General features: G+C 37.6%; 24 protein-coding genes. 23 read left to right on the forward strand and 1 reads right to left on the reverse strand.

Annotation, left to right across the window (positions count from 1 at the left end):
* The first annotated feature begins 16 nt into the window (after positions 1 to 16).
* The 19 genes from LG377_RS07170 to LG377_RS07260 all read left to right on the forward strand — a co-directional run bounded on the left by LG377_RS07170 (position 17) and on the right by LG377_RS07260 (position 18762).
* Positions 17 to 586: a Na+/H+ antiporter subunit E gene (locus LG377_RS07170; protein ID WP_225743994.1), complete on the forward strand. Its 570-nt coding sequence runs from the start codon at positions 17 to 19 to the stop codon at positions 584 to 586.
* Entirely contained in the window at positions 576 to 836 is a 261-nt protein-coding gene (locus tag LG377_RS07175; RefSeq protein ID WP_225743995.1) for a monovalent cation/H+ antiporter complex subunit F, read from the forward strand. The genes LG377_RS07170 and LG377_RS07175 overlap by 11 nt, the downstream gene beginning before the upstream one ends.
* Positions 836 to 1144 (forward strand): monovalent cation/H(+) antiporter subunit G, encoded by a 309-nt coding sequence (gene mnhG / locus LG377_RS07180; RefSeq protein WP_225743996.1) that lies wholly within the window; start codon positions 836 to 838, stop codon positions 1142 to 1144. The genes LG377_RS07175 and mnhG overlap by 1 nt, the downstream gene beginning before the upstream one ends.
* Positions 1145 to 1708: a hydrogenase subunit MbhD domain-containing protein gene (locus LG377_RS07185; protein WP_225743997.1), complete on the forward strand. Its 564-nt coding sequence runs from the start codon at positions 1145 to 1147 to the stop codon at positions 1706 to 1708.
* Positions 1692 to 2390: an MnhB domain-containing protein gene (locus LG377_RS07190; RefSeq protein ID WP_225743998.1), complete on the forward strand. Its 699-nt coding sequence runs from the start codon at positions 1692 to 1694 to the stop codon at positions 2388 to 2390. Before LG377_RS07185 ends, LG377_RS07190 begins: the two co-directional genes overlap by 17 nt.
* 48 nt (positions 2391 to 2438) lie before the next feature.
* Positions 2439 to 2789: a sodium:proton antiporter gene (locus LG377_RS07195; RefSeq protein ID WP_225743999.1), complete on the forward strand. Its 351-nt coding sequence runs from the start codon at positions 2439 to 2441 to the stop codon at positions 2787 to 2789.
* Positions 2789 to 4384 carry a complex I subunit 5 family protein gene (locus LG377_RS07200; RefSeq protein WP_225744000.1) on the forward strand — a complete coding sequence of 532 codons (1596 nt, stop codon included), beginning with the start codon at positions 2789 to 2791 and terminating at the stop codon, positions 4382 to 4384. The genes LG377_RS07195 and LG377_RS07200 overlap by 1 nt, the downstream gene beginning before the upstream one ends.
* Before the next feature lie 197 nt (positions 4385 to 4581).
* Positions 4582 to 4893 (forward strand): PTS sugar transporter subunit IIB, encoded by a 312-nt coding sequence (locus tag LG377_RS07205; RefSeq protein ID WP_225744001.1) that lies wholly within the window; start codon positions 4582 to 4584, stop codon positions 4891 to 4893.
* Positions 4894 to 4915: 22 nt separating this feature from the next.
* The gene (gene celB, locus LG377_RS07210) at positions 4916 to 6205 is read left to right on the forward strand and encodes a PTS cellobiose transporter subunit IIC (RefSeq protein WP_225744002.1); all 1290 of its coding nucleotides are present in this window, start codon (positions 4916 to 4918) and stop codon (positions 6203 to 6205) included.
* Between the two features lie 85 nt (positions 6206 to 6290).
* Positions 6291 to 6596 (forward strand): PTS lactose/cellobiose transporter subunit IIA, encoded by a 306-nt coding sequence (locus tag LG377_RS07215; RefSeq protein WP_225744003.1) that lies wholly within the window; start codon positions 6291 to 6293, stop codon positions 6594 to 6596.
* Between the two features lie 13 nt (positions 6597 to 6609).
* Positions 6610 to 7995, forward strand: a complete 1386-nt coding sequence (locus LG377_RS07220; protein WP_225744004.1) for a glycoside hydrolase family 1 protein — start codon at positions 6610 to 6612, stop codon at positions 7993 to 7995.
* A 112-nt stretch (positions 7996 to 8107) separates the two neighbouring features.
* Positions 8108 to 10051 carry a BglG family transcription antiterminator gene (locus tag LG377_RS07225; protein WP_225744005.1) on the forward strand — a complete coding sequence of 648 codons (1944 nt, stop codon included), beginning with the start codon at positions 8108 to 8110 and terminating at the stop codon, positions 10049 to 10051.
* Between the two features lie 166 nt (positions 10052 to 10217).
* Entirely contained in the window at positions 10218 to 10916 is a 699-nt protein-coding gene (gene rnc, locus LG377_RS07230; protein ID WP_225744006.1) for a ribonuclease III, read from the forward strand.
* A 61-nt stretch (positions 10917 to 10977) separates the two neighbouring features.
* Complete coding sequence (gene smc / locus LG377_RS07235) at positions 10978 to 14544, forward strand: chromosome segregation protein SMC (RefSeq protein WP_225744007.1); 3567 nt, start codon at positions 10978 to 10980, stop codon at positions 14542 to 14544.
* 71 nt (positions 14545 to 14615) lie between these two features.
* A complete protein-coding gene (locus LG377_RS07240; protein WP_225744008.1) occupies positions 14616 to 15428 on the forward strand; it encodes a Cof-type HAD-IIB family hydrolase in 813 nt (270 codons plus the stop codon).
* Between the two features lie 60 nt (positions 15429 to 15488).
* Positions 15489 to 16553: a signal recognition particle-docking protein FtsY gene (gene ftsY, locus LG377_RS07245; protein WP_225744009.1), complete on the forward strand. Its 1065-nt coding sequence runs from the start codon at positions 15489 to 15491 to the stop codon at positions 16551 to 16553.
* 12 nt (positions 16554 to 16565) lie between these two features.
* Positions 16566 to 16916, forward strand: coding sequence for a putative DNA-binding protein (locus tag LG377_RS07250; protein WP_225744010.1), 351 nt, complete (start codon positions 16566 to 16568; stop codon positions 16914 to 16916).
* Between the two features lie 5 nt (positions 16917 to 16921).
* On the forward strand, positions 16922 to 18346 hold the full coding sequence (gene ffh, locus LG377_RS07255) for a signal recognition particle protein (protein WP_225744011.1): 1425 nt from the start codon (positions 16922 to 16924) through the stop codon (positions 18344 to 18346).
* A 305-nt stretch (positions 18347 to 18651) separates the two neighbouring features.
* A complete protein-coding gene (locus LG377_RS07260) occupies positions 18652 to 18762 on the forward strand; it encodes a putative holin-like toxin (protein ID WP_225744012.1) in 111 nt (36 codons plus the stop codon).
* A gap of 197 nt (positions 18763 to 18959) precedes the next feature.
* Here LG377_RS07260 and LG377_RS07265 read toward each other — a convergent pair whose 3' ends face one another.
* Positions 18960 to 19298 carry a helix-turn-helix transcriptional regulator gene (locus LG377_RS07265; RefSeq protein ID WP_225744013.1) on the reverse strand — a complete coding sequence of 113 codons (339 nt, stop codon included), beginning with the start codon at positions 19296 to 19298 and terminating at the stop codon, positions 18960 to 18962.
* Positions 19299 to 19472: 174 nt separating this feature from the next.
* On the opposite strand from LG377_RS07265, the gene rpsP reads away from it, so the two are divergent.
* The 4 genes from rpsP (at position 19473) to trmD (ending at position 21478) form a co-directional block, all read left to right on the forward strand.
* Positions 19473 to 19745 carry a 30S ribosomal protein S16 gene (rpsP, locus tag LG377_RS07270; protein ID WP_225744014.1) on the forward strand — a complete coding sequence of 91 codons (273 nt, stop codon included), beginning with the start codon at positions 19473 to 19475 and terminating at the stop codon, positions 19743 to 19745.
* A 68-nt stretch (positions 19746 to 19813) separates the two neighbouring features.
* Positions 19814 to 20059, forward strand: coding sequence for a KH domain-containing protein (locus LG377_RS07275; RefSeq protein ID WP_225744015.1), 246 nt, complete (start codon positions 19814 to 19816; stop codon positions 20057 to 20059).
* A gap of 154 nt (positions 20060 to 20213) precedes the next feature.
* Positions 20214 to 20726, forward strand: coding sequence for a ribosome maturation factor RimM (rimM, locus tag LG377_RS07280; RefSeq protein ID WP_225744646.1), 513 nt, complete (start codon positions 20214 to 20216; stop codon positions 20724 to 20726).
* The gene (gene trmD, locus LG377_RS07285) at positions 20723 to 21478 is read left to right on the forward strand and encodes a tRNA (guanosine(37)-N1)-methyltransferase TrmD (protein WP_225744016.1); all 756 of its coding nucleotides are present in this window, start codon (positions 20723 to 20725) and stop codon (positions 21476 to 21478) included. The genes rimM and trmD overlap by 4 nt, the downstream gene beginning before the upstream one ends.
* Positions 21479 to 21560: the final 82 nt, after the last annotated feature.

Here is a 21560-nt window from a genome sequence, read left to right on the forward strand (position 1 = left end):
AAGGAGGTCTTTCAATTTGAGCAGTAAACTCAAAAAGTCTATTCAAGAAATGATTCAAAACAAAGAAATTATTGTCATCCTTACGTTCATATGGGTTATCTTATTTGAGTCTTTTTCTATTGTTACGATAAGTACTGGCTTGCTTATATCTTCACTCATTATTCTTTTCACTGATCAGTTTCTTTTAAAAGGCAATTATGAATTTGATTATTTGATTGGTTTAGGAACATTACTTCATTTTATAGTACAACTCATTCTAGAAATTTTTATAGCAGGTATGCGGGTTATTCCGAATATTTTGAAAGGCCAAGGAGAAGCACAAATTATTACCTGCAAGACGATTCTTAAAGAAGAACTACTCATTGATCTTCTTGCTAATGCTATCACCTTGACGCCTGGAACGGTTACGATAGATAAAAAGGGCAGTACCTTAAAAATTTTAGTATTGAATCCTCCTGAAAAAGATGAAGATCTAAGAAGCATTATTCCACTTGAAATCGAAAAGATATTGATGAAGTATGAAGAAAAAGCTGCTCAAAAAAATTCCAGTTCAAACAATAAGAAAGGAGAACCCAATGACATTTGATACAGTTATTATGCTAATCGTTCTATTGTTATCCATTTTAGGTCTGATTCGTGTACTACTTGGTCCAACGATTTGGGACAGAATGCTTGGCTTTTCAGTGTTTTCGTCAAAAATCATCATAATGGCTGTGCTCATTGGGGTGATCATTCGTCGTACATATATTATAGATGTCGCAATCATCTATGGCGTATTAGGCTTTATCGGGACAATTATGATTGCGAGGACGATAGAGAGAAGAGGGGATATTTAATGGGTATCGTACTTGAATGGGTCGGTAATACTCTGATGGTCATTGGTGTGATTTTCATGGCTTTGGGTGTATTCGGTATTTACAGATTTAACGATTTCTTTTTGAGAATACTGATTACAGCAAAAGTGGATACAGTTGGCTTTATAGCTGTCATGTTTGGTCTGATGGTTAAAAATGGGTTCAGTATTTTTAGTGGAAAGATCCTGGTAGTACTCGTCATGTATCTGATAACAAACCCTTTGGCTACACACGCCGTTACTCGTTCTGCTCATTTGAGCGGTTATAGAATAAAGAAAGAGAGAATGTAGATGATTGAACCTATATTAATGTGCATACTACTAGTCTTAGCTTGTATATCCGTACTCTCAGATAACTTAAGAAGATCCATCGTATTTTTAGGCGCTTTTTCCTTGACGATGGCCTTGACCTATCTCTATTATAACGCACCAGATGTAGCATTAGCAGAGGCGGCAATAGGCGTCGGTTTATCCACCATTATGTACCTAGTAGCCCTTAAGAAAATAGCTGTCTATTCCATTATTTACGTCGACGAACATGCTGACCAAATAAGCGACGATCAGATAACAGGTATCTCAAATAGCATCATTAAGCCTTTAGAACTTTTTCTTGAAAGAACAGAAGAAATCGAACCACAGATTGCTTATTCTAATCATTCTCTTGAGTCCATTATAGAAGAAGATCTCCATGACTTTATTATCTATAAAAAAGATCACCTGACCTATTTTTATGGAAAAGCATCCGACCTTATTTTTCAAGATATCATCGCCAATATGAATGAGACCATTGATAACATAGAAGAAATCAGAGTCGTTTTCAGAGACGAGGTGCTGTCAGATGATGCAATCGAATAAAACACTTCGCATAGTTAGAGTTCTTTTAGCTATTGTCGGTGCTATTGTGGTTATTTTTACGTTTACTAGTTACTCAGTGAAGCTCGACACACCGTTGATGGATTATTTTACAGCCGATTTTTATGCCCAGACAGGGGCACAAAATGCTATCGGGGCAATTTATTTAAATTATAGAGTGTTCGATACGCTTTTCGAAGCATTGATGCTTGTTGTATCCGTAATCGAAGTGATCAATGTCTCGTGGTCAAACATTCATTCAGAGAAATATCAATATGAAGAAAATAATCTTCAAAAGAAAAATAATTCAGAAATTATTACACGTATGATGGGTATGATTTATCCGTTTGTATTATTGATTGGTTTATATACGATTATAAATGGTCATGTGTCCCCAGGTGGAGGATTCCAGGGAGGAGCGATTTTAGCTACTGCATTAATCACTCGTTATCTAGTGTATCCAAATTTCGATTTGAACTTAGATATACTTGAACGACTGGAGAAGCTTTTGTTCTTTTGTATTCTTTTGCTACCTATCTTATACATCTTTATGGAACTAGGACCATCCGATAACATTTTTATGGACCAAATCTATCTAATTGCATTGAATTTACTGATAGGATTTAAGGTGTTTTCTGGATTAAGTATTATATTTTACCGGTTTGTTTTTTACGAAAACCAATAACGGCTTATTTATAGAACAGAATCTTGCTAAAGAAAGAAGTTGAACGATTTGGAGTTTATCAATGGAGAGATTGTCGGTATCTTATTATTTTTCATAGGCTTATATGGATTGATGACAAAAAAGTCTATTGCGAAAACCATTATGTCTATGTCGATCATGGAGTCAGGTGTATTTTTGTTTTTTATCACCATTAATTATTCAACCAATAGTGTTCCTCCTATCGGTCAGGCCCAAGAAGCCTCGTTTGCGGATCCTGTTCCTTCAGCACTCATGATAACGGCGATTGTTATTGGTATCGGCGTTACAGCGATTGGCTTAACCATGTTTATGCATTATAAGCAAAAACACGGGATCACGCATTGGACTAGAAAACGAGCGCAGCAAGGAAGTGATCATTGATGTTATATAGTTTAGTATTAGCGCCAATTATTTTTGGGCTACTGGCTTATGTAGTGAACAAAAAGATTGCTACGGTTCTGTTGTTAGTTTTCCAATTTCTTTTTGGCCTTTATGCTTTCTACGTATTTTTCACAGTGAACAGCTCTGGGACTTTACTTTGGAATGCTGGTGGTTATCCAGATGGAGTAGCACTCAGTCTCTATGCTGATCCAATCTCTAGTGTAATGGTCTTGTTTACAGCTGTTTTTTACTTTGCCTTTCTAGTTTATGCCATTAGACAAACATATTTTAAACCCCTTTTTTATTTTATGTTTATGGTTTTAGAAGGCTTGATGATGGGATTATTTCTTTCCAGTGACTTGTTCAATATTTTTGTCTTTTTGGAAGTTTCAACCGTTGTCGTTTCTATACTGATTATGATTAATAAAGAAAAGCAGGCAATTTACGATGGTATGATATACTTTTTTGTGAATGTAATTGGAACAGCTTTTTTATTATTTGGAATCGCAATGATTTATAGAACTTTTGGTATGTTAGATATTCGAATGATCCAAGAAGCAATGAGTCAAATCGAAGATCCTAAATCAGTCATTTTACCTTACGCTTTTATGATGACGACGGTATCGCTAAAAACAGCCGTAACGCCTTTATTCAGCTGGCTTCCGAAAGCCCATGGGACACCGAGTGCACCACCAGTCGTTTCAGCTATATTATCTGGTCTTTACATAAAAAGCGGCGTCTATTTGTTTATTCGCTTCTCAAATATGTATGCTTCAGCTATCGATATGCACGAATTCTTTTTCTGGATCGGTTTTATTACGTCAACGGTAGGATTTGTGATGGCACTAGGGCAACATGACATTAAATTAATTCTCGCTTATCATACAGTTTCTCAGGTTGGATTGATCATGATGGGTCTGAATATGGCTTCTGAAATTGCATTCTGGGGAGCCGTCTATCATATCTTCAATCATGCTATCTTCAAATCGACCTTGTTTTTAACTGCTGGATTGATTTATGACGAGTATGATACCCGAGATGTCTATCAGATCAGAGGGCTGTTCAAACGAATGCCTCTGGTCGCTATCGCTACGGCTTTGGCCATGTTAGGCATTACTGGTGCCCCATTTTTTAATGGTAGTATTTCAAAATATATGATTGCTCATGGTACGTACGATTACTCAACAACGATTCTACTAAACATTGTCAATCTAGGCACGACCATGTCTTTTATTAAATACGCTACGATGTTGTTTGGTAAAAATCCTAAAGAGGGCCGTGCAAAAATCGATATTTTTGCTTTATCTGCCTCTTTATTTATGGGTGTCGCATCTTTAATCACGGGTATATTTGGAGAGCGTCTATCTGAATTCCTCTTTAATTTTGAGGTCCATGTGAATCCTGAAGAGTACATTCAAAAAGGAATCGTGTATGTTTTAATGATCATTGCCGGTATCGGATTTTACAATGGGATTATTAAGCACGGGGGCTTTCTAACAAGAATTGGTCATCTTGAATTGACTTTTAATGCAACGATAACCGCTATGGTTGGTTACTTCATTTTACTAGTTGCCTACTTAAACTTCTTATACTAATCAACAAGGGGTCTGCTGCTAGGTGTTAGTCTAGTAGTGGGCTTTTTACGAGTAAAAATGCTTTAATAAGATAAACCTTTCTTGTACTAAAACAATAAAGTTCCTCTTCTAAACGGAACTTAACTACGTGGTGATGAAAGCGTTCTTAGACTATGATAAGACTATCAAGAAAAACAAAAGGAAAGGAGGAACAAAACATGAAGAAAATATTATTAGCTTGTTCTTCGGGAATGTCTACAAGTTTACTTGTAACAAAAATGGAAGAAGAAGCAGCAAAACGTGGAGAAGAAGTTAAGATCTGGGCAGTTGCTCAAGATAAAGCTGAACACGACATGGAAGAAGCAGATGTATTATTGATTGGACCACAAATGCGTTTCATGAAAAAGAAATTTGCTGTAACTGCTGAAAAAGTAGGTATTCCATTAGACGTTATTGATCCAGTGTCATACGGTAGAGTGGATGGTGCGGCTGTACTAAACAAAGCTTTCGAATTGATCGAACAAGGATAATGATAGAAACAGGAGGAACAACATGAATAAATTTATGAGTGTATTAGAAGATTTTCTTTTACCCATTGCTGACAAGCTTAATAATAACCGTTACCTAACTGCTTTACGTAACGGTTTTATGGTAGCGTTACCTTTGATCATATTTGGATCAATTTTTGTCGTTATTGCTAACCTGCCATTTTTAGATAGAGTCATTAGTGAAGAAGCTTATACAGCTTATCAAAATGCATTAGGACCAGCATCAGCTGCAACCTTGAGTATAATGGGTCTATTCGTTATTATCGGTATTGGTTTCAAAATGGTTGAACAGCGTGGAGGAGAATCCATCTATGGTGGAGTAGTTGCCTTAGCTTCATTCTTGATATTGACTCCTCAAATCTTAGAAGAAACAACTGGTGTTATTCCGACTTCTGCACTAGGAGCGGAAGGAATGTTCCTTGGTATTTTCACAGCTTTTATTTCTGCTGAGTTATATCAATTATTTGTTCGAAAAAATCTTACAATCAAAATGCCTGCTGGTGTACCGGATGCAGTATCGAGATCCTTCAGTGCTTTGATTCCAATTACGTTAACTTTATCTGCATTTTTACTCGTTCGTATCGCATTTAGCTTTACAGCGTTTGATACGGTTCAGAACTTCATTTATACTTTAATACAACAACCGCTTACAGCACTTGGTAGTGGATTACCAGCAACCATCATTGCTGTACTATTGATCCAAGTATTCTGGTTCTTTGGATTACATGGACAAATTATTATCAACTCAGTATTTGATCCAATCTGGTATTCTCTTAACGATCAAAACCTTTCTGCTTTCCAAGAAGGCCGAGAATTACCAAATATCGTTACTAAACAATTTATGGATACCTTTATTGTAGGTATTGGTGGTTCTGGTATGACATTAGCTGTTATTGCAGCAATTTTTGTAGTCACTAAAAGTCGTCAGCTTCGTGAGCTTGGCAAACTAGGTGGACCTGCTGGAATATTCAACGTTAACGAACCTTTGATCTTTGGTCTTCCAATTATCATGAATCCACTTGTCGTTATACCTTGGTTAGTTGCACCTGTTGTCGTAGCTATCGTAACGTATTTCGCGATGGACATTGGGTTTGCACCAAAACCTGCAGGACTGATTGTTCCTTGGACAACACCCGCTTTACTAAGTGGCTATCTAGCTACAGGAAACAATATCATGGGTGCTGTTATGCAATTGATTAATATAGCGATTGTATTCGTAATCTGGTTACCATTCCTAAAAGTATTAGATAATCAGTATTACCGTGAAGAACAAAGTGCTGTACCTGCTAAATAGAATAAAATGATAATAGAAAATTGCATAAAGGAAAACGAATGTCTTAGACATTCGCTTTCCTTTTAGTTTTATGGAGGGTAACAAAATGGATCCAATGACAGAGGTTGCGTTTCAAATTATCTTGTTTGCAGGTAATGGCAAATCAAGCGCAATGGAAGCTATACATGAAGCAAAAGAAGGTAATTTTGAAGAAGCAGACAAGAAGTTGAAAGAAGCCGGTGATGAATTAGGGAAAGCACATCAACATCAAACGACTCTGCTTCAAAACGAAGCACGGGGAGAACAACAGCAACTGAATATTATATTAGTACATTCGCAAGATCATTTAATGACAGCCATGACTGTTCGTGATTTAGCTACTGAAATTGTTGAAATTTATAGAACAAGATAAGGAGATCAAACATATGTCATTAGACTATCAATTCCCAGAAAATTTCTGGTGGGGAAGTGCTGCTTCAGCAACACAAACAGAAGGTGGAGAAAATGGAACAAAAGGTCAAACGATCTGGGACAAATGGTATGAAGAAGAACCAGATCGCTTTTTTGAAAATGTAGGACCTGAAGTGACTTCTGATTTTTACAATCGTTTCAAAGAGGATATTGCAAATATGAAAAAAATTCATCATAATAGTTTTAGAGTATCGATTTCTTGGGCTAGACTGATTCCAGGCGGACGAGGAGAAGTGAATCCGGAAGCAGTAGATTTTTACTCTCAAGTCATTGATGAGCTGATCAAAAATGATGTAGAACCTTTTGTGAACTTATTCCATTTTGATATGCCTCTAGAACTTCAAGAAATCGGCGGTTGGGAAAACCGTGAAGTGATTGAAGCTTACGCCGAGTATGCAAATAAAGCTTTTGAGTTATTTGGCGATCGTGTAAAAAAATGGTTCACATTCAATGAGCCTGTGGTGCCTGTAGAAGGCGGCTACTTATACGATTTTCATTATCCAAATATCGTAGATGCTAAAAAAGCGATTCAAGTGGGCTATAATACGATGATTGCGCATGCTAGAGTAGTCAAACTTTATCATGAAAAATACGATGGTAAAATCGGGATTGTTTTGAACCTGACACCTTCTTATCCTAGAAGTCAAAATCCTGCAGACCTGAAAGCTTCTCACTACTGTGATTTGTTCTTTAATCGAAGCTTTTTAGATCCAGCTGTTAAAGGGGAGTATCCTCAAGATTTGATTGATTTACTTTCAGAATACGATCAGTTACCCGTAACAGAAGAAGCGGATAAGTCTTTACTTAAAGATAACATAGTGGATTTGTTAGGTGTGAATTATTATCAACCTAGAAGAGTTAAAGCTAGAGATGCTCAACCGCATCCAGATAGTCCATTTATGCCAGACTGGTTCTTTGATTATTATGAAATGCCTGGAAGAAAAATGAATATTTATCGTGGATGGGAAATTTATGAAAAAGGCATCTACGATATTATGATTAATTTAAAAGAAAATTACGGTAATATCGAATCCTTTATTTCTGAAAATGGGATGGGCGTTCAAGACGAGGAAAGGTTCCTTGTAAATGGACGAATCGAAGATGACTATAGAATTGATTTTATAAAAGGTCATTTGAAATGGTTGCACCGATCAATCGAAGAAGGATGCAATGTAAAAGGGTATCATCTATGGACATTCATGGATAACTGGTCTTGGATGAATGCCTATAAAAACCGCTATGGTTTCTACTCTGTGGACTTAAAAACGCAAAAAAGAACGGCTAAGAAAAGCGCCTCTTGGTTTGCCGAAGTATCTGAAAAGAACGGTTTTAACCAATAAAATTAAACTGAAGAACTGATAAGCGTAGTGATTAAGACTTACTGCGCTTTTATCATGCTAAGAGATCAAAAGAGACCTATTATCGACTAATTCTAAAGAAAGGAGAACATTGATGCGAAAAAGACAGCTTAAAATCTTAAAAAAATTGTCATCCGCTCATCAACCAGTGACCAGTGATCAGCTCGCATCACTGATTGAAGTCTCTTCTCGTACAATTAGAAAAGATATAAAAATATTGAATGATGAACTAGAACAATCTGGTGCTTATATCTATGCTCTTAAAGGAAAGGGATTTGAGCTCGTCGTCAAAGATAAAAGTCTCTTTGACCGTTATGTTCAGGAATTAGATCCTACGTTTAATCAGAACTTGGACCTTCCAGATACGCCTAATGAACGGATTAAATATCTTTTGAATCTTATACTAAGAAAAAACGAACCGATAAAGCTAGATGACCTTAGTGAGCAGATTCACGTTAGTCGTTCAACGCTGCAAGCAGATCTCAAATCGATTAAACCCTTGCTCGAACGATATTCGCTCAACCTGATCAGTCGTCCAAACTATGGTTTGATTTTGCAGGGAACGGAACTGAATAGACGGTTTGCCATTTCAGAGTATCTCTATGATCACCGAGAAATCGGACCTAATTTAATTCAATTAAAGCAAGTCAGTGCTATTGCTGAAATGAACGAAACGACGTTGAACGATATTTGGATTATCCTTTTGTATCAGATTGAAGTCAATAATATCGTCCTTTCAGATATTGCTTTAAATAATCTTTTTGTACACATTGTGATTGCCTATAAACGGATCAAAGAAGGTTATAGTGTCAATCTCATTAAACAGGAACTGGCTGATATACAAAATCAGAAAGAGTATGAAGTCGCTGAGAAAATCATCATGCAAATCCAAGAAGTATTAGGAGTTTCATTTCCAGAAATTGAAATCGCTTATATCGCAATTCACTTGCTTGGGACTAAACTAGTGAATACATCCCTTACGTTAGACGGCTCAAATGAGCAAGTGGTTAATCCTGAAATCCTACAATTAGTAGAAGATATTCTTCAACGTGTCCAAGAAGAATTGAGTTTGCAGCTTACTCAAGACCGAGAACTTAAAATCAGCTTAGCCTTACACTTAAAGCCAGCCATCAATCGATATAAATACAATATGAACATTCGTAATCCTATGCTTGAAGACATAAAATCTCATTATCCTTTGGCGTTTGAAGCGGGAATTACAGCAGCTACTGTGATAAACCAGACACTGTCCGTTGAAATCGATGAAAATGAAGTCGCTTATATCGCCTTACATCTTGGAGCAGCGATAGAAAGAGTAAAAGAAAATTCATCTTTGAAAAAATGTTATATCGTCTGTGCATCTGGCATAGGCAGTTCAAAATTGATTCAGTACAAGTTGAAATCGGAATTTCGTTCTGAGATTGAAGTTTTGGGAACGACTGAACTCTATCGATTAAAAGAAATTCCTTACCAGGACATTGATTTTATTATCAGTGCCGTTCCAATCAGCGAGCCGTTACCTGTTCCAGTGCTTGAAGTCAATGCTATCTTAAGTCAGGTAGATCTTAATAATATTAAACGATTTATAAAGAGTAATCAGTCTAATCCTTTGACGTATATCGACGAAAAACACACTTTTTTGAATCTATCTTTTCGTTCAAAAGAAGAGATTTTCTCATTCTTGATGGATCAATTAAAAGAACAGCACACTCTATCAGATGACTATATTGAACAGTTGGAAAAACGAGAGGAAATCGCACCAACTGCCTATGGTAATTATGTAGCGATTCCACATCCAATCACGCCTCAGACAAGCACAACCTTTTTGACGTTCTGCACATTGAAACAACCTGTTCAATGGGGAGAACGTAAAGTCCAGTTTGTCTGTTTATTAAATGTTGAAAAAGATAGCTTGGAAGACTTACAGCGTTTATATGACGTTTTAGGTAAAATCGTCAACACGCCTTCAATCGTGAGCAAACTATTACAATGTGAAACTTATGCTGAATTTATCGAAACTATTCAAATCAATACGTGAAGAAACGTTCACTCGTTTTAAAGATACTTTTTCGAAAGTATCTTTTTTAGTTTACTATTCAAACTACCTTTCCTTACATTAGCGCCATTACTGGATTGAATGTTTATTTTTATTCAATATTCCAGTATACTATAGGTATATTAACAAAAGAAAGGAGTGAAGAAGTTTGACAAAAGAATTGATTCAACACGTTGAAAATCGTTTTGGTATTACATTTCAGGATAAAGAACTTCTTATTGAAGCATTTACTCATTCATCCTATGCGAATGATCATCGAGAGTTAACATTAAAAAACTTGGAACGTCTAGAATTTTTAGGAGACGCTGTACTTGAATTGACCGTTTCTGAATATTTATATAACAAATTCCCAGAACTTCCTGAAGGACAACTAACTCGTATGCGTGCAGCCATTGTCAGAGCTGAAAGTCTGGCTATGCTAGCAAAAGAGTGTGAACTTGCTCAATTTCTTCGTTTAGGAAAAGGCGAAGAGCTGATGAATGGTAGAAAGCGTCCATCATTACTATGCGACGTATTTGAAGCCTTTGTTGGTGCAATCTTTATCGACCAAGGTATGAGCGTTGTTATGAGTTTTCTGGAAAGAGTGTTATTTCCTAAAATAGATTCTGGTGCTTTCTCTCATGGGATGGATCACAAAACTGCCTTACAAGAACTATTGCAAAAAAACGGTGTAGTGACTATCGTGTATCAAGTCATCGAAGAAATCGGACCAGATCATGACCGTCAATTTGTAGTAGAAGTATTTGTTGAGGGCGATTCTTTGGGGTCTGGTAGAGGGCGTTCTAAAAAAGGTGCAGAACAAGAAGCTGCACGAGTCGCATTGATGACACTAGAGAAAAAACAGTAAGAACTAAATCAGACCAGTGAGTTCATCGTTCTCATATCGTTAGCAAGGAGAGGAAACACCTGTGCAATTAAAAAAACTGGAACTGAAAGGATTCAAGTCGTTTGCTGATAAAACGACGCTGGACTTCAATGATGGTGTAACGGCTGTTGTTGGTCCAAATGGTAGTGGAAAAAGTAATATCATAGAAGCGATTCGCTGGGTTATGGGAGAACAATCTGCAAAGAACCTCCGTGGCGGACGCATGCATGACATCATTTTTTCTGGAACCGATTCAAGAAAGTCTATAAACATCGCAGAAGTCACCTTGGTTTTAGATAACCAAGATGGCTTTCTTCCTGTGGATTTTGAAGAAGTCAGTGTGACTAGACGCATTAATCGAAATGGTGAAAGTGACTATTTCTTAAACAAGCAACCTTGTCGTCTTAAAGACATCGTCGATCTTTTCATGGATTCAGGACTAGGTAAGGAATCTTTTTCAATCATTTCTCAAGGACAAGTAGAAGCCATCTTCAACAGCAAAGCTGAAGACCGTCGCTCTATTTTTGAAGAAGCCGCCGGGGTCTTGAAGTATAAACAGCGTAAACAAACAGCAGAAAGAAAGCTGGAAGACACTCAGGATAACCTTGATAGAGTTCAAGATATTTTGTATGAATTGGATACTCAAGTTGAGCCTTTAAAAGCTCAAAGCGATCTTGCGCACTCTTTTTTAGAGCAAAAAGAAGAATTGACGGGCGTTGATATTGGATTATCTGTTTTAAAAATCAAACAACTGCAAAATTCTATGGAAACCGATCAAGTTTTATTAGATCAATTAACCCAAGAGCTAACTGAACTGACTACAGCGGTTGATAGAGATCATCAAGAGGCTCAAAAACTGAAAATCAGACAAATTCAACTTGAACAAGAACGTGAACAGATTCAAAACCAGTTACTGCAGACAGTTCAATCTATTGAGCGAACAGAATCTGCTTTGAATCTTCATGCTGAAAAAGAAAAACACAAAGAAGCCTTCCTTGATGAAAAGAAAGCCTCTATTCGTAACCTTGAACAACAACTAGATACGGTTACAAACTCTTATGACAGAGTAACAAAAGAGCTCGCAACGTTTATTATAAAAGCTGCCGAATGGTCTTCTCGTATCAAAGAAAAACAAGCTCAAAAAAATCGTCTCGAAGGGAACCGGGAAGAAGCCATTGAAGTCCTGCGAGCGACTTATATCGACTTGATGCAAGAACAAACAACGCTTAAAAATGAACAAACTTATCTTGAACGTCAGATACAACAACAATCTGTTTCAAAAGAGAAAGTCGCACGGAATGCTTTAAAAACCACTCAGGAGTTAGAGGAACTTGAAGCACAAGTTAAAACGAAATCTGATCGTCATGCTGTTTTGAAAAAAGAGGTCGATGAACTTTTAACAGCCTTTCAAAAGACTAAAGCAACGATTGAGCAATTAACGCCTGCGATAGAAAATAAAGAAGCGCGATTAAATGCCACTCAAAGTAAACTTCAACAGGCAATCGCTAAACGAACAAGTTTGCTAGAAATGCAGGAAAATTATGCCGGTTACTTTGCCGGTGTCAAAGCCGTTATGAAGCATCGATCTCGACTGGAGGGAATTGTTGGTACGGTAGCCGATTTGATTGAGGTGCCTAAGCCTTACTTGGAAGCTATTGATACAGTTCTTTCTTCTTCAAGCCAGTTTGTCGTGGTAGAAAATGAAAAAGCAGGAAGACAAGCCATTCAGCACTTGAAAGCTACTCGTGCAGGAAGAGCTACCTTTTTACCCATTACAACGATTCAGTCTCGACTGATCCGGTCTGATGTAAAACAAGCAGCTAGTGAAATTGAAGGATTCGTGGGTATAGCCAGTGAATTGATTCAATATGAAAGCCATGTTTCTAATATACTAGAAAATCTTCTTGGGAATACAATTGTAGCGGAAACGTTAGATGCCGCAAATGCAATAGCTAGAACTGTCAATTACCGTTACCGAGTAGTCAGCCTTCAGGGTGATATGATGAATGCTGGTGGTTCCATGACCGGCGGTGGTGGAAAGCGTTCTTCTAATTCTCATCTGTTTTCTCAGAAAAAAGAGTTAAAAGAACTGGAAATCTTTATCGATGAAACAGAAAAAACTGTTGAACTGAGAAGACAAGAATTGACTAGAGATAAAGAACAGCGTAAAAAGCTTTCAACTGAAATTGAAGAGGTTCGCTCAGCGGGGGAAGAAAAGCGCGTTGACGAGCGTCAATTGCAAAATGAACTAAATTCTGTTGAAGAAAAACGGACAAGGCTAAGCAGAGAGCAACAAGCGCTGACTTACGAGTCCAATCAAGCAGAAAAAGAACTCACAGAAAATCAGAAACGATTAGAAGATATTGCGACTAGTCGCAAACAGATTGATGAGCAAATGACGTCTCAAAAGCGGGAGATGAATGAACTGTCTGCTGAAAGAGAAGATATTGAAGCGCAGAAAATCATCTTGCAAGAAGATCTTGAATCTCTTCAAGAACATCTGCATACCGTAAATGAGCAACAAGCAGCTATAAAAGCTGAAGTAACGCATTTCAAAAATCAAAAAGAGCAGTTAGAAGAAAATATTCAAGTGCTTTATGCTGACTTGAAAGCTTATGAGTCAGGTGAATCACTCGGTTCAAGAGAAGAACTAAAAAAACAACTGACAGATCATCGCTCAAAACTTGAACAGTTGAGAGAAAAAGAACAAGTCCTCAAGAAAGAAGCTAACCGCCTTGAAACAAAAAAAACTCAAGTCGAAAGTCGCTTAACTGCAAGGCAAGCAGACATGCAAGCATTAAGTGATCGTAAGACGAAAGTCGAAATTAATTTGTCTAGAGTGGATGTTTCTCTCGATCATTTACTGAACTATCTCTCAGAAGAATATGGATTGAGTTATGAAGAAGCAAGGTTAGAACAACCTCTATCCCTATCAGAAGAAGAAGCTCAGAAAAAAGTCAAGCTCCTTAAAAAAGGGATAGAAGAACTGGGGCCAGTCAACGTCGGTGCCATTGAAGAATACGAAAGAGTATTTGAACGATTCACTTTCCTCAGTGCGCAACAAAAAGATTTACTAGAAGCTAAAGCGAGTCTCTACGATACAATGGATCAAATGGATACAGAAGTTTCTAGAAGATTTGAAGAAACCTTCAATCTAATCAAAGCTCAATTTTCCATTGTCTTTCCACAGATGTTCGGTGGAGGTAAGGCAGAACTAAGACTGACTGATCCAGAAAATTTACTAACTTCAGGCGTTGAGATTGTCGCTCAGCCACCTGGTAAAAACTTGCAATCTTTAAGTTTATTGTCCGGTGGAGAACGCGCACTGACTGCCATTTCACTGCTTTTTTCCATTATACAAGTCCGACCAATACCTTTTTGTATTTTGGATGAAGCGGAGGCTGCACTTGATGAAGCCAACGTATCAAGATTTGGGAAATATCTAAAAAACTTTTCAATCGACACTCAGTTTATTGTTATTACCCACCGAAAAGGAACAATGGAAGAAGCGGACAGTCTTTATGGCGTAACTATGAGAGAAAAAGGCGTTTCTAAGCTCGTTTCCGTTAGAATGAAAGACATAGAAGAGATTGAAGGTGTATCTCCTTAGAGCATTAAGGAGAAGCTTTCGTTACATCTCTACTTGAATGAGCTAAGTAAACGATAAGAAGGAGTTTTACTGTGAGTATTAAACTTGTAGCATTAGATTTGGATGGAACCTTACTAACGAAAGATAAAGAAGTTTCGGTGGAAAATAGAGATGCTATACAACGGGCTAAAGAAGCTGGTGTAAAAGTTGTTTTATGTACTGGACGACCTCTTAAAGCGATTTTGCATATACTGAAAGCCTGTAATCTACTTGAAGAAGGAGACTTGGGGATTACCTATAACGGGGGACTGATCCAATGGACTAAAACTGGTGAAAGTCTGAGTCAGATCACAATGGATAAAGATTCTGTACTTGAAATCTATGACTTAAGTCAAAAGCTATCTGTTCCTTGTAATTTTATCGATTTAAATACAGTCTATGAACCAGCATATCCTACAGGAAAAGACTCTCTTTATCCTATGATTATGGATATTCTGCCATTTAAGCCTATTAATGTTGCTTCTTTACCAGAATCAACGGCTATCAATAAAATGATTTTCTGTTGGCATCAAGAAGAACTGGATCAAGCAATTAGACAGATTCCAGCACATTATCATGATCGCTATACAATCATGAAGTCTCGTCCCAATCTTTTGGAAATTTTACCGAAAACTGTTGATAAAGGAAAAGGCCTCGCCCTGCTAGCAGATAAACTGAATTTAGACGTCGGTGAAATCATGGCTATTGGTGACCAGGAAAATGATTTGGCAATGATTCAGTATGCCGGAATCGGAGTCGCCATGGATAATGCTACAGACGAAGTTAAAGCGCATGCTGATATTATCACCAAATCAAATGATGAACATGGTGTTGCTTATGCTATAGATCAATATGTGTTAAACTAGGTAAGATAAAAACTGAAATGGTCATCTGATCACAATCATTAGCAGAAAGTTGGGAAAAATATGGGATTGTTTGATAAAATCAAATCTGCTTTTACAAATACCGAAAAAACGGACATACAACCCGAAAAAACAGAACCAGTTGAAGAAACTTCAGCCCCCGTTGTTGAACCCGAACGTGCAGAACAAAAGGAAACAGAACAGTATGAAAAAGGCCTTCAGAAATCTCGTCGTTCATTCACTAGACGTCTGAACGAATTATTGGCTAATTTCAGATATGAAGATGAGGAGTTTTTTGAAGAACTAGAAGATTTACTCATTGAGTCAGATGTTGGTTTTGAAGCAACGATGTATATCTCTGAAACACTTCGTCACGAATCTAAAGTTCAAAATGTTAGAAGCATGCAAGACGCTGAGCGCGTAATCGTTCAAACAATGGTCGATCTATATGGAGAAACCAATCCTGACCACCATGTATTCAATGATAATCCTGATGGCTTGACCGTCGTTTTATTTGTAGGGGTCAATGGCGTTGGAAAAACCACTACAATTGCTAAAATGGCACACCAGTATATCGATAATGGTAAAAAAGTTGTTTTGGCAGCTGGAGATACTTTCAGAGCGGGCGCAATCGAACAATTACGCATCTGGGGTGAACGAGTAGGGGCGCAAGTCGTTTCTACAAAACAAGGTGGCGATCCGGCGGCTGTCGTTTATGACGGGATTACTCAAGCAAGAGAACATGGAGCAGATGTTTTACTGATTGATACTGCCGGTCGTTTGCAGAATAAAAAGAACTTGATGAACGAACTTGAAAAAATGAAACGAGTGATCAGTCGTGAAATTCCAGAAGCACCACACGAAACCTTGCTTGTACTGGATGCAACAACTGGACAGAACGCGCTGAACCAAGCGAAAATTTTCAAAGAAACAACTGATGTTACTGGGATTGTTTTGACTAAGATGGATGGTACAGCTAAAGGTGGTATCGTTTTAGCAATTGGCAAGGAACTAAGTATCCCTGTGAAATTTGTCGGTCTCGGTGAGACGATGGATGACTTGCACGCTTTCGATTCAGAGAAGTTTGCAATCGGCTTATTCAAGGAACTGATCCAACAGACAGCTTAAAGGAGCCATTATATGGAACTAGAAAAGACACTTCAAATGAACACACTGTTCAGTTTCTACGGGCCACTACTGACGAAAAAACAACAGGAATATATGCAACTATACTACGGCGAAGATTATTCTCTTGGAGAAATTGCTGAAGACTTTGAAATTAGTAGACAAGCGGTCTACGATAATGTTAGAAGGTCCGAAACAATTCTGCTGGATTACGAAGCGAAGCTACATCTAGTTGAAGATTTCGACTATAAACAGCGTGTGCTGGATAAAGCGCGCACTTATGCACTAGAAAAATACCCACAGGATTCAACCTTACTGGAACTATTACAAGAAGTAAGCTATGAACCAAAACGAGAGGGGAAATAACCTGAATGGCCTTTGAAGGATTAACTGGACGTTTACAAGATGCATTTTCTGGTCTACGTAAAAAAGGAAAAATTACAGAAGCTGACGTAAAAGATGCTATGCGCGAAGTACGCTTGGCTTTACTGGAAGCCGATGTAAACTACAAAGTTGTACGTGATTTTGTTAAGACGGTAAGAGAAAAAGCAATTGGTGAAGAAGTTTTAGAAAGTATTAACGGTGGTCAGCAAGTTGTTAAAATCGTTAACGATGAATTAACTCACTTAATGGGTGATACGCAAGAAAAAATCATTTTTGCAGACCGTGGACCAACGGTTTATATGATGACCGGTCTCCAAGGTGCTGGTAAGACCACTACAGCTGGTAAACTAGCAAATTATCTTCGTAAAAATGAGAACAAAAAGCCAATGATGGTTGCGGCCGATATTTATCGTCCTGCAGCGATTGATCAACTACAAACGGTTGGTAGAGATTTGAATATCCCTGTATTCAGCATGGGCGATCAAGTAAGCCCAGTCGAGATTGCTGAAAAAGGAATCCAAGAAGCGATTGATACAAATCGCGATGTTGTCATCATCGATACAGCGGGTCGTCTACATATAGACGAAACACTGATGGATGAACTAGAAAACGTTAAGACGGCCATCAATCCACATGAGATCTTTTTAGTTGTAGATGCCATGACTGGTCAAGATGCTGTCAATGTTGCAAATACCTTTAATGATCGATTGGATATCACCAGCGTGATCCTTACAAAACTTGATGGAGATACACGTGGTGGTGCTGCACTTTCTATACGCTCCGTAACGCAAAAACCGATTAAATTTACGGGTACTGGGGAACGCCTTGATGCACTTGAACCATTCCACCCAGACCGCATGGCTAACCGAATTCTTGGCATGGGCGATATCTTAACATTAGTTGAGCGTGCTCAACAAGAAGTGGACGAGAAACGTGCGGAAGAAATGGCTGAGAAAATGCGTGAAAATACGTATGATTTCAACGATTTCATCGAGCAAATGGACCAGATGCAAAATATGGGACCTATTGAAGATTTAATCAAAATGATTCCTGGAGTAAACCAGATTCCTGGTATGGATCAATTTGAAATGGATCCTAAGGATATGGCACATATGAAAGCCATCGTGATGTCTATGACACCGGAGGAAAGAAGTAATCCAGATATCCTTTCTCAAAAACGTAGAAGAAGAATCGCTGCTGGTTCAGCTAGAAATATTGCTGAAGTCAATCGTATGATCAAGCAGTTCAAACAATCTAAAGATATGATGAGCAAGATGTCTAATGGAAATATGAACGGCATGGAAAATCTATTCGGTGGCGGAATCAAAGGTAAATTAGGTAAGATGGCAATGAACAAAGCCTCTAAAAACATGGCCAAAAAGAAAAAGAAAAAAATTAGACGAAAAAAATAATTTAGAGAAAAGCGCATTTATCTACATGCATCTTTACCCGAAAACAAGACACTCAAAAATAGTGTCTTGTTTTTCGGGGTTTTTTTTGGTTATTTTGATAAACTTTTGTAGAGGTGTTCAAGTTGAGTAGGAGCCAGATCGGTTAGGAAAAAGTTTCTAACCTTTTTATAAAAACGTTGTTATATCAACATTTATACGCTAAATCATGGTATAATAGTAGAGTAGAAAGTTGAGACGGTGGCTATCTTGGAAGGTGGTGGTGCTTATGAGAATAGGTGCTAGAATCTTAGAAAGGAAAAGCCTTTTTGTCCGTAGCTGAAGCATTACAGCTGATGATTGGTTTTGGGAGTCTCTTGATTTCCATTATTAGTCTTATAGTTGTTTTGATAAAGCTAAATAATGACAAAAAAAAATAACCGTCTTTAACTTTAGCCAGTTAACGGTTATTTTTTAACTTATTACTGCTACCGTCTTAACGGTTCTACACAAGAGGGCATGTTACTAGCATGTCCTCTTTTTCTGTCTTAATTATACCACAAAAGAAAATGAATATACAAAATTTCAAGTAACTTTTATCTTGAAAACAATAGAGAAATTTAAAAAATAGATTTGTTTAAGAAATCCAAATTTGTTCATTTTCTACATACTCGATCAATTTTTCTAGTTCTTCCTCACTAGCTGATCTTTCATTTGAATATAATTTTGCTAAAGTAGTAGGGTCAACCCCTGTCTCATGACTCAATTCTTCTGTTGTTAAATTTTTGGATGTTTGTATTTCTTCTAATCTAGTCATATAGACAATCGTTTCAATTTCTCTATCGGTTATTTGATCCTCAATTCCATGCTCTAACATCAAGATTTGCTTAATAGAAAAAATATCTAGAAATTTTCCGATACCTTTTGCAAGTAGCTGAACTTGCCTCATAATATAGTCTTGGTCTTCAATACTCATGGGATAAACGCCTCTTTTTTAATATTTAGTAAGATAAAATCAATCTGTAAAGAAAAAACACTTTACAAGCTTTTGTAACCATGATATGATAGGACTCGTGAGATTGAGAGAAGGCACAATACCGAGTTTAAGCTGGGTAATGATGCTGGATTCTACAGGAGGTGCAAGTTAAACATGGCAGTAAAAATTCGTATGAAACGTATGGGTTCTAAAAGAAAACCTTTTTACCGTTTAGTTGTTGCGGATTCTCGCGCTCCACGTGATGGTCGTATTATTGAAGCAGTTGGTACTTACAACCCAGTTTCAACACCGGCTGAAGTTAAAGTGGACGAAGAACTCGTTTTAAAATGGTTACGTGATGGTGCTAAACCATCTGATACAGTTAAAAATCTTCTTTCTAAAGAAGGAATTATCAAAAAATTCCACGACGAGAAAAGAAGTAAATAAGTAACGACTTGATCTTACCTGAGTAATTTTACTCAGGTAAGTGATCCTACATAAAAGAGGATGGTACTATGACTGATCAAAAAATGAGAGATTTGATTTTTACGATTGTCAATCCGTTAGTTAGTCATCCTGATGAAGTCAAACTTGACTTGCAAGATACCGATGAATTTCATGAGTACTTATTATCGGTTCATCCTGATGATGTCGGTCGTGTGATTGGAAAGAAAGGGCGCATTGCTAAGGCAATTCGTGCTATTGTCTACAGTATCCAATTTGACGGACCAAAACGTGTGCGTTTAACGATTGTAGATTAATAAGACAATCTATTATTGTGTGCTGAGTATTTAAAGACTTTAGTTTCAACAATCCATGTAAGATTATTTGAAGGTTCATAGTGAATGGGGATGCCTCTGAGGAGAACATCTCCATTTTGTTGTATTATATAATAAATGACTGTATAGGAGAAGGATAATGGAATTTTATGATGTAGGTAAAGTGGTCAACACACATGGTTTGAAAGGAGAGGTGCGTGTCCTTTCTGTCACAAGTAATCCAGCAGATCGATATTACGTTGGCGCGCCACTGATCTGGTTCAAAGACGGAGAACAGGTTGAATTGACTGTTCGTTCTCATCGCGTACACAAAAACTTTGACCTTGTTGCATTTGAAGATTATCCTTCAATCAATGAAGTCGAGCGTTTTATTGGTGGGGTTCTTAGAGTCGGAGATGACCAACTTTTAGAGCTTGAAGATAACGAATTTTACTTGCATGAAATTATCGGCTGTACAGTCGTGGATGAATCTGGAGATACTCTTGGTAAGATAAAAGATATTCTAGCTACCGGAGCTAACGACGTCTGGGTCGTTCAAAGACAGAACAAGAAAGATTTATTACTGCCATACATTGAACCGGTCATCCTTGATGTCGATATTGAAAATCAGCGTGTAACGGTTCATGTAATGGAAGGGTTGGACGAATGAAAATAGATGTTGTTACCTTGTTTCCAGAAATGTTTGATGGGCCTTTAAATCACTCTATCATGAAGCGGGCCATTGATAAGAATCTTTTGGAAGTGCACAAAGTAAATTTTCGTCGATTCGGTGACGGTAAACATCAACATGTAGATGATACCCCTTATGGTGGCGGAGCAGGCATGCTGTTGAAACCAGAACCTATCTTTCAATCGATTGAAGAAATCGAAAAACGAGATCCCTCAACAACCAAACGAATTATTTTGATGGATCCAGCTGGAAAGCCTTTTGATCAGTCAATGGCAGAAGAATTTTCAAAAGAAGAGCATCTCGTATTCATCTGTGGTCATTATGAAGGGTATGACGAGCGAATTAGAAGTCTAGTGACTGATGAAGTCTCGTTAGGCGATTATGTCTTAACAGGCGGGGAATTGGCTTCTATGGTCATGATGGATGCTGCCGTTAGATTAATTCCTGGTGTATTAGGCAACGAAGTATCAGCTGAAACAGATTCTCATTCCAGTGGCTTACTTGAACACCCGCATTATACCCGTCCTGCGGAATATAAAGGAATGGGTGTCCCTCAGGTATTGATGAACGGAAATCATAAACTGATTGAAGAATGGCGCCACAAGGAATCTTTAAAGCGCACTTATCAAAGAAGACCTGATATGCTGGAAAAGAGAACGTTGACTGATCAAGAAAAACAATGGATTGAAGAGTGGAATAAAGAAGCGACATCTCAAGAAGAAGTAGAATAAATTTAAGAAATCAAGTAAAAAACCTTTACACTGTTTCGATAGTGTGATAAAGTTAATAGCTGAGTGGGGAACCACTTGTATC

Origin of the sequence: Marinilactibacillus sp. Marseille-P9653 (assembly GCF_916618885.1) — a bacterium.
Lineage (GTDB): Bacteria > Bacillota > Bacilli > Lactobacillales > Carnobacteriaceae_A > Marinilactibacillus.

What these genes read in the sequence shown, in the direction of transcription:
- LG377_RS07175 (WP_225743995.1), top strand. Translation starts at nt 576, where the DNA reads ATGACATTTGATACAGTTATTATGCTAATCGTTCTATTGTTATCCATT.
- mnhG (WP_225743996.1), top strand. Translation starts at nt 836, where the DNA reads ATGGGTATCGTACTTGAATGGGTCGGTAATACTCTGATGGTCATTGGT.
- LG377_RS07185 (WP_225743997.1), top strand. Translation starts at nt 1,145, where the DNA reads ATGATTGAACCTATATTAATGTGCATACTACTAGTCTTAGCTTGTATA.
- LG377_RS07190 (WP_225743998.1), top strand. Translation starts at nt 1,692, where the DNA reads ATGATGCAATCGAATAAAACACTTCGCATAGTTAGAGTTCTTTTAGCT.
- LG377_RS07200 (WP_225744000.1), top strand. Translation starts at nt 2,789, where the DNA reads ATGTTATATAGTTTAGTATTAGCGCCAATTATTTTTGGGCTACTGGCT.
- LG377_RS07205 (WP_225744001.1), top strand. Translation starts at nt 4,582, where the DNA reads ATGAAGAAAATATTATTAGCTTGTTCTTCGGGAATGTCTACAAGTTTA.
- celB (WP_225744002.1), top strand. Translation starts at nt 4,916, where the DNA reads ATGAATAAATTTATGAGTGTATTAGAAGATTTTCTTTTACCCATTGCT.
- LG377_RS07215 (WP_225744003.1), top strand. Translation starts at nt 6,291, where the DNA reads ATGGATCCAATGACAGAGGTTGCGTTTCAAATTATCTTGTTTGCAGGT.
- LG377_RS07220 (WP_225744004.1), top strand. Translation starts at nt 6,610, where the DNA reads ATGTCATTAGACTATCAATTCCCAGAAAATTTCTGGTGGGGAAGTGCT.
- LG377_RS07225 (WP_225744005.1), top strand. Translation starts at nt 8,108, where the DNA reads ATGCGAAAAAGACAGCTTAAAATCTTAAAAAAATTGTCATCCGCTCAT.
- ftsY (WP_225744009.1), top strand. Translation starts at nt 15,489, where the DNA reads ATGGGATTGTTTGATAAAATCAAATCTGCTTTTACAAATACCGAAAAA.
- LG377_RS07250 (WP_225744010.1), top strand. Translation starts at nt 16,566, where the DNA reads ATGGAACTAGAAAAGACACTTCAAATGAACACACTGTTCAGTTTCTAC.
- ffh (WP_225744011.1), top strand. Translation starts at nt 16,922, where the DNA reads ATGGCCTTTGAAGGATTAACTGGACGTTTACAAGATGCATTTTCTGGT.
- LG377_RS07265 (WP_225744013.1), bottom strand. Translation starts at nt 19,298, where the DNA reads ATGAGTATTGAAGACCAAGACTATATTATGAGGCAAGTTCAGCTACTT.
- rpsP (WP_225744014.1), top strand. Translation starts at nt 19,473, where the DNA reads ATGGCAGTAAAAATTCGTATGAAACGTATGGGTTCTAAAAGAAAACCT.
- LG377_RS07275 (WP_225744015.1), top strand. Translation starts at nt 19,814, where the DNA reads ATGACTGATCAAAAAATGAGAGATTTGATTTTTACGATTGTCAATCCG.
- trmD (WP_225744016.1), top strand. Translation starts at nt 20,723, where the DNA reads ATGAAAATAGATGTTGTTACCTTGTTTCCAGAAATGTTTGATGGGCCT.